The 13,721-nt window shown below is 32.6% G+C and carries 14 protein-coding genes and 1 pseudogene; 6 read left to right on the forward strand and 9 right to left on the reverse strand.

From position 1 onward, the window contains the following. Positions 1-3: 3 nt before the first annotated feature. On the reverse strand, positions 4-1,143 hold the full coding sequence (locus NST63_RS15250; protein WP_341042827.1) for an exonuclease SbcCD subunit D: 1,140 nt from the start codon (positions 1,141-1,143) through the stop codon (positions 4-6). Positions 1,144-1,317: 174 nt separating this feature from the next. On the opposite strand from NST63_RS15250, the gene NST63_RS15255 reads away from it, so the two are divergent. The 3 genes from NST63_RS15255 (at position 1,318) to NST63_RS15265 (ending at position 3,830) form a co-directional block, all read left to right on the forward strand. Next, positions 1,318-1,905: a lysophospholipid acyltransferase family protein gene (locus tag NST63_RS15255; RefSeq protein ID WP_212941677.1), complete on the forward strand. Its 588-nt coding sequence runs from the start codon at positions 1,318-1,320 to the stop codon at positions 1,903-1,905. A 639-nt stretch (positions 1,906-2,544) separates the two neighbouring features. Beyond that, the gene (locus NST63_RS15260; protein ID WP_078110946.1) at positions 2,545-2,973 is read left to right on the forward strand and encodes a DUF2621 domain-containing protein; all 429 of its coding nucleotides are present in this window, start codon (positions 2,545-2,547) and stop codon (positions 2,971-2,973) included. A gap of 272 nt (positions 2,974-3,245) precedes the next feature. After that, entirely contained in the window at positions 3,246-3,830 is a 585-nt protein-coding gene (locus NST63_RS15265; RefSeq protein WP_341042829.1) for a hypothetical protein, read from the forward strand. A gap of 48 nt (positions 3,831-3,878) precedes the next feature. On the opposite strand, the gene NST63_RS15270 is transcribed toward NST63_RS15265, so the two are convergent. The 3 genes from NST63_RS15270 to NST63_RS15280 form a co-directional block, all read right to left on the reverse strand. After that, positions 3,879-4,361 carry a CcdC family protein gene (locus tag NST63_RS15270; protein ID WP_058003833.1) on the reverse strand — a complete coding sequence of 161 codons (483 nt, stop codon included), beginning with the start codon at positions 4,359-4,361 and terminating at the stop codon, positions 3,879-3,881. A 258-nt stretch (positions 4,362-4,619) separates the two neighbouring features. Next, entirely contained in the window at positions 4,620-4,979 is a 360-nt protein-coding gene (locus tag NST63_RS15275; protein WP_180212964.1) for a response regulator, read from the reverse strand. A 201-nt stretch (positions 4,980-5,180) separates the two neighbouring features. Next, positions 5,181-5,888 (reverse strand): cytochrome c biogenesis protein CcdA, encoded by a 708-nt coding sequence (locus tag NST63_RS15280; RefSeq protein ID WP_180212965.1) that lies wholly within the window; start codon positions 5,886-5,888, stop codon positions 5,181-5,183. 290 nt (positions 5,889-6,178) lie between these two features. On the opposite strand from NST63_RS15280, the gene NST63_RS15285 reads away from it, so the two are divergent. Continuing rightward, entirely contained in the window at positions 6,179-6,352 is a 174-nt protein-coding gene (locus tag NST63_RS15285) for an aspartyl-phosphate phosphatase Spo0E family protein (RefSeq protein WP_071975646.1), read from the forward strand. Positions 6,353-6,611: 259 nt separating this feature from the next. On the opposite strand, the gene NST63_RS15290 is transcribed toward NST63_RS15285, so the two are convergent. From NST63_RS15290 to NST63_RS15305, 4 genes and pseudogenes are all read right to left on the reverse strand, one after another. Next, positions 6,612-8,396: an ABC transporter ATP-binding protein gene (locus NST63_RS15290; protein WP_212941681.1), complete on the reverse strand. Its 1,785-nt coding sequence runs from the start codon at positions 8,394-8,396 to the stop codon at positions 6,612-6,614. Between the two features lie 6 nt (positions 8,397-8,402). After that, positions 8,403-10,151: an ABC transporter transmembrane domain-containing protein gene (locus NST63_RS15295; RefSeq protein ID WP_341042831.1), complete on the reverse strand. Its 1,749-nt coding sequence runs from the start codon at positions 10,149-10,151 to the stop codon at positions 8,403-8,405. Positions 10,152-10,515: 364 nt separating this feature from the next. Next, a complete protein-coding gene (locus NST63_RS15300) occupies positions 10,516-11,028 on the reverse strand; it encodes a multinuclear nonheme iron-dependent oxidase (RefSeq protein WP_341042832.1) in 513 nt (170 codons plus the stop codon). 83 nt (positions 11,029-11,111) lie between these two features. After that, a pseudogene (locus NST63_RS15305) lies at positions 11,112-11,354 on the reverse strand (NUDIX hydrolase); the annotation flags it as partial. A 240-nt stretch (positions 11,355-11,594) separates the two neighbouring features. Here NST63_RS15305 and NST63_RS15310 point away from each other — a divergent pair. Together NST63_RS15310 and NST63_RS15315 are read left to right on the forward strand one after the other, a co-directional pair. Further along, positions 11,595-12,152, forward strand: coding sequence for a sigma-70 family RNA polymerase sigma factor (locus tag NST63_RS15310; protein ID WP_341042833.1), 558 nt, complete (start codon positions 11,595-11,597; stop codon positions 12,150-12,152). Then, positions 12,142-12,864 (forward strand): DUF4352 domain-containing protein, encoded by a 723-nt coding sequence (locus tag NST63_RS15315; RefSeq protein ID WP_341042834.1) that lies wholly within the window; start codon positions 12,142-12,144, stop codon positions 12,862-12,864. The genes NST63_RS15310 and NST63_RS15315 overlap by 11 nt, the downstream gene beginning before the upstream one ends. A 265-nt stretch (positions 12,865-13,129) precedes the next feature. On the opposite strand, the gene NST63_RS15320 is transcribed toward NST63_RS15315, so the two are convergent. Beyond that, on the reverse strand, positions 13,130-13,666 hold the full coding sequence (locus NST63_RS15320) for an NAD(P)H-dependent oxidoreductase (protein WP_212941693.1): 537 nt from the start codon (positions 13,664-13,666) through the stop codon (positions 13,130-13,132). Positions 13,667-13,721 lie beyond the last annotated feature (55 nt).

The raw sequence follows: 13,721 nt of genomic DNA on the forward strand, positions 1-13,721 counted from the left end.
ATCTTAAGAAACCTCCCCTTTTACTTGGTCAATTATACTAGCAACTAGCGACCGCTTTTCTTGACTGAACTCCGATGTTGTCATTTCGTGATAAAACTCTTCAAATAGTGTAAGTTCTGTTTTTGATTCTCTTTTTACAAGATTTATATTTTGCTTTTCCTTCAGGTCTACTCGATCTATTCTTCTTTCTAAATGAAGAATATTTGGGTAAACCTGCCTTAACTTGTTTATTGGATCTATTATTGCTCCCTCATCATGGAGAATGACTTTCAAATAATCATCTAATTTTTGATTACTATAGAAAGCAGGATCTAATAATTCATCAAGACATCCTTTTATTTCTCGCATATCTTTATCAGGCATTAAAAATTTCTCTTCAATCGATAACTTACCATTTGATTCGATTTGTACGATTGAAACAGCCTTTCGTTGACTCACTTCAGAAAATGAGTATTTTAATAATGAGCCTGAATATTTGATTCTGTCATGTTTTATCGCATCAGGACTATGTAAATGACCTAATGCTGTGTACGTAAAGGGACTAAAGATTTCTTGTGATACACAACCTGATCCACCTACTGAAAGTACACGTTCAGAATCAGTAGTCGCTCCGCCAATAACAAATGCATGGCCAATGAAAACATTCGGTTCATTTGGATTCAAATGCTTCTCTATTCGTCCAACTATAGCTTTCATTGCATCTTCATGGGAATGAACTGACTGATCATCAAACGTTTCACGCACTGTCCCAGGCTCAGCATAAGGTACAAGATAAAAATTCACTCCGTCTAGTCGAATCGGAGTCAAATCCTTTGTAAGTCTACCCTGCATATAAAATTGACTATTTCGATACCATGAGGAACCAAAAGATAAACGCTCCGCACTATCATGATTTCCAGATATCGCTAAAATTGGGGTTTGTAATTCGACATTAATCCGATACAAAATTTCATCTAGTAGATTAACTGCGTCTGTTGGTGGAACTGATCTATCATATAAATCACCAGCTATAATCACTGCATCTGGCTTTTCATCAGCAACAAGTTCAACAAATTGGTTTAATACAACTCTTTGTTCTTCCGTCATATATATTCCATGAACAAGCTTGCCTAAATGCCAGTCTGCTGTATGGATAAATTTCAATAAAATCACCTCAAGATTCTTTCAACTTATTTATATTATATCAAAAAGGAATGAATTCTCTGAGTCGTAGGTTTAGGAGATGATTAACAGAATATTGGAATTTCAATATTATTTTATTAAAATACTAGAATCAAAGTATATATTTACTTTACAATGCATTGTAGGGGTGATTCAATGTATTCTTTTGGTTATCGTGTAGTTCGAACTATACTTACTATTTTAGGGGGAAAATTAAAAATAGAAAATAAAAATAAAATTCCTTCTTCCCCATACATCGTCGTTTGTACACATACAACTTGGTTCGATATCATCTACTTAGCATTCAGTCTATGGCCTACGCCTATTCATTATATGGCCAAACAAGAGCTATTTACTTTTAAACCAATAAAATATCTATTAACAAAACTAAATGCTTTTCCTGTTAATAGGGATAATCCAGGACCTAGCTCCTTAAAAATACCCTTAAAACTTTTAAAAAACAACAAGGTTGTAGGAATTTTCCCTACAGGAACAAGAACCATCGAACAAGCATCATTAAAAAGAGGTGCAGTAACCATTGCGATGAAATCCGGTGTTCCAATTTTACCTGCCATTTATAAAGGACCATTAACCTTTAAGGAACTGCTTCAAAGAAAAGAGATTGTTGTCCGATTTGGTGAACCAATTACTTTTGAACAAGGGATAAGTACAAATAAAGAAACGATAGATCAAAAAACACAAGAAATGAAACATATATTCGATGAATTAGAAGCTAACAATTAATTCATCAAGTTTATACATAAAAATGGTTGCCTAATTCGGCAACCATTTTTTTATTTTAAATTCTTTGACTTCAAAGAAATCTTTTCAAGTATATTGATGTAATCATTGAATATTTTACTATTGCATGGTTCGTTCTGCATAATCCCTAAAATGATTTGAGTTTCTGCTTGGAGCATTTCAAGACTTTTGCAGTTATCAATTCTTTTTTCGAAGTCCAAAAGATGCATTCAGTCACACTCCAATCCCCAAAGTATTTGATTTTATAATCAGAATATGATAATTCCTCATAAAACGAATAAGCCAAAAGACCTATTCTAGGGATGAATTACTTATTTCCTTTTATAATATTTAAATTTATGCCTCTTTTCTCAAACATGATTCCTAAATAAATAAAGTTTAATTAATTACTTTTAGCTGAAAACTACTACATCATTTAATTCTTTGAGAAGCGAGTTGAAAACTCCATAAGAAGTGCTGAATCCTTTCCTTTGGTTTAAAAGCCTGCAGTAGTGCTTTTCCGTAAGCAACAAGGATACGAAAACAGTTCAATTGAAATAACAAGATAATAATACTTGTCACTATAATTTCAAATTGTCTATAATGAATAAAGATATGCTATTTATACCGAGGTGAAACTAAATGCTTAGCGGCTGGTTTTTATATTTTATTTTGTTCTGGGTTGTTATCTTAATTAGTTTATTCGCCATTGGTGGTTTCTTCATGTTTAGAAAATTCTTAAAGAGACTCCCTAAAGAAGATGGTAAATCGATTTTAGATTGGGAAGAACATTATGTGAAGAAGACAATTGATTTATGGACTCCAGAACAAAAAGAACTTTTAGAAGAATTAGTAAGCCCCGTACCTGAATTATTTAGAGATGTTGCTAGGCAAAAAATTGCTGGAAAAATTGGTGAAATTGCCTTAGAAGATCATGCGAAAGAAATTAATCGTGAACATGTGATTCGAGGTTACATATTAGCAACACCAAAGCGAGATCATAAATTTTTGCGAAAGAAACTTCGTCAAATGAATATTGATGATTCTCCGTACGAACATTTATTTCAGTAATGATATTCCTTCTTAAAAACCGCTAATAAGCGGTTTTTTTCTATTACCTTTTAGCGATAATAAAAGATAAAATCATATCAAACTTTGACTAGTATTCTCGCAACATATTCCGTAGACTTCTAAATTCTTGAACAATTCAAAACATAATATATATTTAATTGAGATAATATGGTAAAATTTCCAATAGATATATATATTTCAACTAGATTAGTTTTACGAGCCTATATACCGAAGCGGTATTATAGCGTAAAACAGATAAAGGGGGAATTCTCATGCGTTTTGAGAATAGAAAGTTTACCATACTTGTTTCTATCGGAATTATTTGCATTCTAGGGTCATTCTTATTTCCTTTGTTTCTCGGATCACTTATTCGTGAGATGATATTTTTTCAAAAGGGAGCATTTGCTTTTAGTTCTGACTCTAGTTCTTATTTCATTTTTAGTATAGCATTTATTATTATTGGGATTACCCTAATTCTATTAGCAGTTGATCGAATTAGTGCAAAAATTCGTTCAGTAATTTCCATTATTTTATTTCTTGTAGCAGCAACTTCGATAGTTTTAAGTATTGATAATGTTTACTACGGAACTCAAAAAGGATTCTATTATAATGACATAAAATCATTAGGGACAACAGAAATCCCGTGGGAAAGTATAACGGAGATGGAAGAAATATATATTAAAGGAGAATACGATAGGAGAGCACACCAACTAATATTTAAGCTCAATAATGGGAAAAAGTATGTCATTGATTATAATCCATACCTTTCACGTTATCATAAAAAAATCGAAGAATTGGTAAAATTCCATGGTGGTAAAACAATTATCACCGAAATTAAAGAAAAGGATAGAAAATAATAAATGAGAAGGGCTGATCTAACGTTGGACAGCCCTCCATCTATTATTTTATATCCCTTTTGTTTGTATTTCTAAATCGTTAAGTAGCTTACGATATTGTACATACATTGCTACGCGCCACGGAACGATCATTCCGAAAGCCAGTAAGAAGAACATACCACTTAATTGTCCAAGATCGATTTCAGAACTTAAAATGATTTTGGCGACAACTCTGATAAGTAGTAAACCGATTAAAATAAATCCAAATGCTTTTGAGCGTTTCAAATAAATATCATTATCACGGATTTCAAACCTCGATGTTTTAATCAATACTATAGAGAACAACATCCCCACTAAGACTGCTTCAAGAAGTTCAGAAAATGTTACTCTAAAAACTGGAACAATGAACATTAACATCCCAGTACTCATAAATATCGGAGGTAAAATAATTTTTTTCGCAGAAGCAGGTTTATTCGATGCTTTTGTCCGAATAAAAATAACAAACAAACCCATTGCTAGTGCAACAACAGTGGAAATTATTATTTCAAGCATAGAAATCATCCTCTTTTTTACTTTTGATGTCAAATTTCTCGATAATAACAATCTATATTATAACGGATATCTAAAAAAAGCGAAATTATTATGTAAAGAATTAAAAAAGTGGATGTTCAAACAAGTAATTATTTGTGAATAATTTGGACTAACGAGCGTAACTCTAGCTGATATTTTCACAAAGGAACACTCCTTTTTAAGTTGACTGACTAAGATATATTTTATAAGCAACAAAAAAACCACTCTATACGAATGGTTCTATCCTAATACTTTGTCAATAGCTTCATTTACACGATTTTCATTAAATGGTTTTACGATATAGTCTTTTGCACCAGCTTCAATCGCATCCATTACCATCTTTTGTTGACCCATAGAAGAGCACATGACAATTTTGGCATCAGGAAATTCCTTTTTTATTTCCTTTACAGCATCCAGTCCAGTCATTTCTGGCATAGTAATATCCATTGTGACTATTTCCGGCTTTAATTTACGATAAAGCTCGACTGCCTCCCGTCCATTTTCAGCCTCACCAATCACAATATGATTTGCCTTTTTTAACATATTTGTTAAAGTGACTCTCATAAATTTTGCATCATCTACCACTAAAATTTTGGCCAAAGATGTTTCCCCCTCATATCCTACCTTAAACCATTTCTCTCTGAGTGGTTGTTAATAACATATATTAAATATATCAAAAATTTTCATAACTTTCCATTCAATTTCAAATAATTTCAATTCTATCATAAAGCAGGATTTTTTAATATTTTTCAACAAATCTTATATAAGGAATCTTTATCGGTATTTTACGAAAAATGATAACTAAAAACCTTGAAATCCTCCGAATAGTGCAGACATATAGCTAGTAAGAATAGTCATCCAATTAAAGAAAAGAAAAATACCCATTACGATCATTAAGTAACCGCCAACCTTGACTATCTTATTACTATATTTCCGAATCCAAGAAAGCTTTCCAATAAAGAAAGACAAAATAAAAAATGGTATAGCAAACCCTAATACATAAGCAACCATATATGGGATAGCAGAACCTGGATTTTTTGCCCCCAGTGCCATAACTGCTCCAAGAATCGGGCCTGTACACGGTGTCCATCCTGCAGCAAATGCCAAACCTATCAGTACGGAGCCTAAATATCCAGATGGTCGATTTTTAAATTGAAAGCGGTGTTCTTTCATTAGAAATTCTGGTTTCAAAAAACCTACAATTATAAATCCAAAAAGAATAATTAGAATGGCTCCAATTTGCCTAATAAGATCTTGATAGTTTTTGAATATATTCCCAATCAAGGATGTTCCAAACCCTAAACCAATAAACACAATTGAAAATCCTAAAATAAAAAATAACGTATGTAAGAGACTTCTTTTTTGTAGCATCGCGTTCTCCGCTTTTAGTTCATTTACAGACATACCAGTTATATATGAAACAAATGCTGGATATAGTGGTAAGCAACATGGAGAAATAAAACTTAAAAAACCAGCTCCAAGTGCCAAAAATATATTAATGTCAGTCATAAAAAACATCTCCTGATCCATTTTTATTCATTTTACCAGAGTTTACCCTAGGTTATTACCGAATATTGTGTGAAAAATTTTCTTTAAGTTTCAAAAGACAATATATGGGTAAACAGAAAATACCATTACTTTTTCAATAAACCACAAGAGAAAAGTTTTGAAAAAGTGTAAAAGATTGGTTATACTTTAAATAAATAGGCTCTTTATACTAAATCTAGTGGTTATCAGCCTAATAGACACAACATTCATTAATAACAATTATTAAAATTATGGACGAAAGGAAATCATCCGTGAACAATAATCAACTTTCAAAACTAATTGAAAAAAAACGGGCTGATTTAATAGAAATCGTTAAAAACGAAGGTCTTAATTCCACTTTGGCCATAAAATATAGTCAAGAATTGGACGGATTACTAATAAAGTACATCCAATTAGATATGAAAAAGAAAACGGCCATTGGTTAATAGAAAATCCTCCCTATATACTACTAAATATATGCACAAAAATGCAAAAAACGAGTATTAAGATACCCGTTTTTTATTTTTTTGACCTTTTAATTTGCAGCTCTTTTCTCAAAGGAATGAAGGACTTGTCGATCTTCAACCTTTTTTTAGTTAAAACATTACCTAAATAGAAACAATGGTTGAGAAAATATTTAGTAAGAAGTGGTCATTGTTACATTGACAGGCAATACGTTTCTAATTACTTTATAGTAAGGTTTGGTTAACTTTCAACCGCTTCTTTCAATCCGTTTTGTAATAGGTACATTTTATGGTATAACCCGTTTAATGCAATTAATTCTTGATGGGAGCCTTGTTCAACAATTTCTCCTTGATGAAGAACTAAAATTAAATCTGCATCTTGAATCGTAGATAAACGATGTGCAATCGCAATTGTTGTTCTCCCTTTCCGCATATCTGCAAGTGCCTCTTGGATTGCCTCTTCTGTTTCAGTATCAATATTAGCTGTCGCTTCATCTAAAACTAATATCTTCGGATCTGTTACCATTGTTCTTGCAAAAGCTATAAGCTGTCGTTGACCACTTGAAAAGGTAGAGCCTCTTTCTACAACTTTATGATCATAGCGGTCTTGTAATTTTTCAATAAAAGTGTGTGCTTGAACAAATTTGGCTGCATCTTCAATTTGCCCATCTTCAAGATTTGGATTATGAAGACGTATATTATCCTTGATTGTTCCAAAAAACAGAAATGGATCTTGTAATACTAATCCTAATTTAGTTCGTAATTCTTTGATGGGATACTCTTTTATTGATTTTCCATCAATTAAAATTTCTCCACGTTCAAATTCATAAAATCTCATCATCAAATTTATAGTGGAGCTTTTTCCACTACCTGTGTGACCAACTAAGGCAATAGTTTGACCAGGTAATGCTTTGAAAGAAATGTTTCTCAGTACATCACGTTTCCCATCATATGAAAAACTGACATTTCTAAATTCAATCTCTCCATTTTTAATTTGTAAATTCTGATTACTTTCTTGATGAGGTGCGACTTCTTTTTCATCAATAATACGAAAAACTCTTGATGCTGCGACAATTGCTTGTTGAAACATCGATAAACGAAACATCATTTGATTCACAGGTTCAAAAAAACGATCTAAATAATTTACAAAAGCATAAAGCACGCCTATTTCAATTGTATGATTAAAGGAAGATATTCCAAAATAACTAAGTACAATAATTAAAGCGAAAACATATACTAAATCGATTGCGGGACGCAACAGTAATCCATCAATTTTAATATTCTTCATTCCAGCATTATAATGTTTATTATTTATATCGGAAAACTCTTTACGAAATCTTTTCTCTTGACGAAATACTTGAATAATAGACATTCCTTGCAATGATTCACTTAATTTTGCATTAAGTTGGCTTAACCTCTCTCGCAAATCTTGGTAAAAAGCAGAACTATATTTCCGGTATAGTCCCATGATAAAAACGAGTATGGGTAAAATACATAGGCAAAAGATTGCTAGTTTTACATTTAAAGCAAACATCGCTATAAAAATCCCGATAATTAAAAAGAAGCCTTGAATAAAGGTAACCAATACATTCACAAACATATCATTTATTGCCTCAGTGTCGTTTGTGACTCGTGATACAATACTTCCAGCAGGAGTTTTATCAAAATATTTCATTCCAAGACCATGGACTTTTGAGAAAACGTCAATTCTAAGTTGCTGGATGATTTTCACGGCAATTTCTTGAAATTTATATAATTGAAAATAAGAAACAACCACCTTAAATACTTGTATAAAAATATATAATAAAGCAAGATTTACTAATGGTTGATATGGGAATTCCTTAGGTGTTAAATAATCATCAATAAACACTTTTACCAATATTGGACCATATATATCACCTATCGTCGCTAATAGTAGTAGAAAAAATGCAAATATAAGCATTTTCATATGCGGTTTCGTATAGCTCATTAAGCGAATTAAAATTTTTCTTTGCTCTTTTCCAGTCATTGTTTTCTGCTTATCCATATCTCTTTATCCCCCAAGCTCAACAAGCTCCTCAAGTTGTTGACGTTCATACATTGACTTATACCACCCATTTAGATTTAATAATTGATCATGTGTTCCACGTTCGATTATTTTTCCTTCCTCTAAGACAAGAATCAAATTGGCATGTTTAATTGCACTTAGTCGATGAGTGGCAATTATTGTTGTTTTCCCTTTCCTCTCTGACTTCAGTGCATTGAGAATGGTTTCCTCTGTTTTGGCATCAACTGCTGATAAGGAGTCATCTAATATGAGTACTTCTGGATTCATTAATAATGCACGGGCGATAGAAATCCTTTGTTTCTGCCCTCCAGAAAGCGAAACTCCCTTTTCTCCAACCATCGTATGATACCCCTCTGTAAACTGAAGGATATCTTCATGTATATTTGCTGTTATAGCAGCTTTTTCAATATTGTCTTGATTAGTCGATGGATTTGTAAAGGCGATATTTTCACCAACGGTGCATGAAAACAAAAAGTGGTCCTGTGGAACATAGCCTATCGCTTCTCGTAATCGATCCATCTGATAATCTTCAATGAAATGTTCTCCAAAACGGATCTTTCCATTTAACCCATCGAATTCTCGTAAAAGTAGTTTAATAAGAGTCGTCTTTCCTGACCCTGTTTTCCCTACAATCCCTAGTGTCTCCCCTTGTTTTAGATGAAAATGAATATTCTCTAGCACTGGTTTCGATTCATTAGGATACTTAAATGACTGTATTTTAAATTCAATATCACCCTTCGGTACAATATTCAAAGCCTCGGCCTTATCAATCATTTCGATAGGTTCAGATAAAAGTTGATCTACCCTAGCATATGAGGCTCTTCCACGTTCCATAATATTAAATAAACTTCCGAAGGCAAGCATTGGCCATATTAATAGCCCGAGATATGTTGTAAAAGAAATGAGCTCCCCAAGTGTTAATTCATTTGCTAATACATATTTTGAACCAAATACAATGGATAGAAAGAAAGAGATGCCAATGACAATTGAGATGGTTGGATCAAAAAGTGCATCTATTTTTGCTACTGCAATATTTTTTTTGACAACGTCTTCTGATTGGGTACGGAACGATTCAATATCTTCCTTTTCTTGACCAAATGTTTTAATTACTTTCATTCCTGAAATGCTTTCTTGCGTCTTATCATTTAATGATGAAAACGCTTCTTGAGCTTTATGAAATCGTTTATGTAATAATGAGCCATAATAGTTTGTTAATATTGCCATTATAGGCATTGGTAGTAAGGCAATAATCGTAAGCTTCCAGCTAATCGTTGTAGCCATTGCGATCACTACAAAGCCACCAGTCATAAGTGAATCTACAAAAGTTAAAACACCTGACCCTGCAGTTCCTTGGATTGCTTGTAAATCATTTGTCGCATGCGCCATTAAATCCCCTACTCTTTTTTGTTGATAAAAAGAGGATGACATTTTTGTAAAATGACTAAATAAACGATTTCTTAATATACGTGCCAATTTTAATGACGAACCAAAAATCATAATTCTCCAATAATAACGAAGAACATACATGGCAAGTGCGGCAATAATTAATACAGCAATCCATTTTGCTAATATTACTCCCGTTAATTGATTCTCTTTAATTGTATCAACAATTATTCCTACAATTTTTGGAGGTATCAGTTGAAGAAACGCCACCATTGCTAATAATATTATTCCGGTTATATAAGCTTTTTTCTCTTGCTTAAAAAACCACATTAAATCAATAAAAACCTTCATCCCAATCCCTCGCTGTCTTCCTGAATAATAACAATATTTATTCTATAATATCAGAATTACAAATGCTTTCTAATTTTACCAAATGTTTTGATAATGAAAAAGAGTATTTATAAAGATTATTAAAAATCTCCCTTTCTTTTCATTTCTACCTCAAAATATATTACATCTTTAGAATTATACTAATTGAGAAATCTACCAAAGCTGTTCACTTCAATCGAATTGAGGAACACTTCCACTTTTAAACCCCAGAAAAATGGACAGCCTCCTAATGTGGTGGCTGTCCTTAATACAAAAAACTTAATACTTTTACAGGTACACAATTCCCAATTACTGCTGCCTTTTGTGTAAGTTAAGTAAGCATCATCTAATGTTGATTAAGCTTTACCATTTTATAAAACTCGGGTACTTGTTCAGCTAATACATTTTCTTCTGAACGCCACTCAAATGCAGGTCCAACTCCACCGTATTCCATCGCTACAACCCACGGCTTTGAAAATTCTGCGTTCTCTATTTTTCTTAATACCCAAGAAGCTAGTTCCCAATCATCTTTAGTCATTGGCATACTATCACGTAAACGCCCGTTTTCATCTTTTTGAATACCCGTAATATGAAGTTCTTTAAGACTAGATACTGGAAGTTGTGAAATATACTCTTTTACATTTAAACCAAGGCATATTGATGTCATTTGAGCGTGAGCAGTATCTAATAAGAATCCACATCCAGTTCGTCTAACAATTTCCGAGAAAACAATAGGATCAATCACTGATTTCATCATATTATCACCCTTGCCTCGACAGATAACGTTTTCCATTATTACATTTTCCATGCCGATCTTATCAGCAACTATTTCAATATCACGTATTACTGCATCCACCACTAAATTAATGTGGGACGGTTCGTGAGTTAGTACATCAAGCTGAGCGTAATGTTTGGAATAGGCAACTGCATGAACATTTACATAAGGGACAGTGTATTACAAATTGATTTGTTCACATTTTGAAATATCCCGCAAAATTTGATAACCTCTATATCAATACCTGTTTCTTCTTTGGTTTCCCTAATTGCAGCATCTTTCAGAGACTCTCCTTCTTCCACTTGCCCACCTGGCATTTCCCAACCTCTCCAAGGTCCCTTGATTAATAGTATTTCCTTTTCTTCATTAAGCACAATGGTTGCTGCGGAAACTATATGTTTTGGTGGTATGAAAATATTTTGTTCCAAAAAACTCCCTCCTTAACTACATCTATTAAAATATATTAACGTTTTTCCAATCTTTAGAATAGAAACATTTCTTATCAAAACATTATCACAAAATTTCTAGTTTAAAGACGTTTTACATAATAGCTTTTAATTTCCAAATTATCATTACCAAATTTTTGTAACCTTTCCGTTAGTAAATACGTCAATTCAGTAGTCGCTATCTAAAGGGGAGAAATAACAATAATGACTAATGATAATAATGATCGTTTGGATGGAATCCAAAATACAGATCAATGGTTAGAAAACATAATGATGGATTACGGTGAAAAGTTAATTCGTGTTGCTTATTTGTATTTAAAGGATTGGAAATTAGCTGAGGACGTCGTACAAGAAACATTCATTAAATGTTACCTCAAACAAAAGGATTTTCGAGGACATTCGTCTGTTAAGACGTGGATATATTCTATTTTAACTAATGTTTGTAGAGACATATTAAGAAGTACAAGTTACAAAAAAACAATAATAGTAAATAAACTTTATCCCCATCAACATACTTATACAGAATCACCTGAAGATGCTGTTATTCAGAATGAAGAGGAATATTATTTATCAGAATGTGTACTTTCATTACCAATAAAATATCGGGAAGTAATTATATTATTTTATTATGAATCACTAACTATAAATGAGATCAGTGATCTACTCAAAACGAAGAATTCCACAATAAAGGTCCGTTTGAAAAGAGGTAGGGAAAAGTTAAGAAAACTAGTAGATAAAGGAGTGGAAATTTATGCGAAGTAGCCAGGATGAGTTTAAAAATTTGAAAGTTGCTTTGGATAACACGATCTTATCCGGAGAACATTTTACTGATAAGCAAAAAGAAGATATTCGTGAAGGGATTAAGAAACAGCGTTATTCTAAAAATCAGTATCGTTCAAAAACATTGTTTCCACGTTTCTTTACTATTGCTTTTATGATGCTATTTATTAGCTTCGTAGGTATACTCCTTACAAATAGCATGAAAGATATAAGTGAATCTACAAAAGAAACTTTACCAAATAAAAATAAGGAATCGACATTAGCAGAAACCAAAGATACAGATATTTATGATTTTCCTCCGGCACTTGACGGCTGGACTCAAACAAGTTTAAAAGTAGGTGAAGCGGTTAAAGGCTACGGAGATCTTGTAGTAAGAGTTAATAAAATTCGTGTAGTACCATCAAATGAACAAGAAACCAACAATGGGCTTTTAAAAATAAGAGTATTAATAAAAGTAGAGAATAGAGGGAGTAAAGAATTGTTCATTTCACCAGAAGTGACAATGAAACTTTTTAATGATCGAATGGAAGAACAAATAGATATTAATAATGTTGAATCGATCAAAGGTCCACTTAAAGTATCGGAATCAAAAAGTAGTGAACTGTTATTTAAAATACCTAAAGCTAAAAAGTATAAATTTATTTATTTAGAAAAAGAATCTCAAAGTTTTACTGAATGGTACTTTCCGGAGTAACAATTATTTATTTATAATCTACAGAAGTGAAATCGTTTTGAATTTTTCAAAATGATTTCTTATTTTATTTTTTCACAAAGCTTTTCTTTTTAGTTATTCGAATTTCAAAAATCTCCATTTTAACATAGACAGGCTACTAGAATGCTGGCTTAGTTCATAACTATATACGAACTGTAAGTTATTGTTAGCATCAAATAAAAACGGGATATGGTAATTACCCCTATCCCGATTTAATGGAAATTTTTATGGATTGAGAACATATCATCTATTTTCTGTTTTCGTTTTGAAGGTGAGCCGTTACTTGAACAACCCGTTCACCTAATGCTCTTCCCAGTGCTTGATCTTGCTCATTTAATAGTACGGAGCTTTCAATGGGGCACGATATTCCCACACCATAATAAGAACCGTAAAGAGCATTTTCTGGTATATTACCTGGCAAACCTACAATAATCATCCCTTGATGAAGCATGGGAGTAATAAGATTTAGCAAGGTCGCTTCTAGTCCCCCATGTGTTGTGGCTATTGTACAAAAAACAGCACCCACTTTATCCACTAGTTTACCGCGTGCCCATAGATAACCAAGTTTGTCCATCCACTTTTTTAAACCAGAACTAATACTGCCGAAATGGCCGGGGCATCCCCAAATAATTGCATCCATTTCCGGCAGGTCATGGACATCGGCTTCATCAACATGTTTGACGTACACAGTAGCTTTTCCAGTCTGTTCTGCCCCATGACCAATCGCTCTCGCTAAAGCTTCCGTATGTCCGCCTTCACTATCGTATACAATAAACACCTTCATTTACTATCTCTCCATTACTTTAAAGAGTTTTAATATTGTAGGAAGCGTGATTTTC

Origin of the sequence: Heyndrickxia sp. FSL W8-0496 (assembly GCF_038007825.1) — a bacterium.
GTDB classification, from domain to species: Bacteria; Bacillota; Bacilli; order Bacillales; family Bacillaceae_C; genus Heyndrickxia; species Heyndrickxia oleronia.

Coding starts and splice junctions, on each gene's coding strand:
- NST63_RS15255 (WP_212941677.1), top strand. CDS start 1,318: ATGTATTCTTTTGGTTATCGTGTAGTTCGAACTATACTTACTATTTTA.
- NST63_RS15260 (WP_078110946.1), top strand. CDS start 2,545: ATGCTTAGCGGCTGGTTTTTATATTTTATTTTGTTCTGGGTTGTTATC.
- NST63_RS15265 (WP_341042829.1), top strand. CDS start 3,246: ATGCGTTTTGAGAATAGAAAGTTTACCATACTTGTTTCTATCGGAATT.
- NST63_RS15270 (WP_058003833.1), bottom strand. CDS start 4,361: ATGCTTGAAATAATAATTTCCACTGTTGTTGCACTAGCAATGGGTTTG.
- NST63_RS15280 (WP_180212965.1), bottom strand. CDS start 5,888: ATGACTGACATTAATATATTTTTGGCACTTGGAGCTGGTTTTTTAAGT.
- NST63_RS15290 (WP_212941681.1), bottom strand. CDS start 8,396: ATGGATAAGCAGAAAACAATGACTGGAAAAGAGCAAAGAAAAATTTTA.
- NST63_RS15295 (WP_341042831.1), bottom strand. CDS start 10,151: ATGAAGGTTTTTATTGATTTAATGTGGTTTTTTAAGCAAGAGAAAAAA.
- NST63_RS15310 (WP_341042833.1), top strand. CDS start 11,595: ATGACTAATGATAATAATGATCGTTTGGATGGAATCCAAAATACAGAT.
- NST63_RS15315 (WP_341042834.1), top strand. CDS start 12,142: ATGCGAAGTAGCCAGGATGAGTTTAAAAATTTGAAAGTTGCTTTGGAT.
- NST63_RS15320 (WP_212941693.1), bottom strand. CDS start 13,666: ATGAAGGTGTTTATTGTATACGATAGTGAAGGCGGACATACGGAAGCT.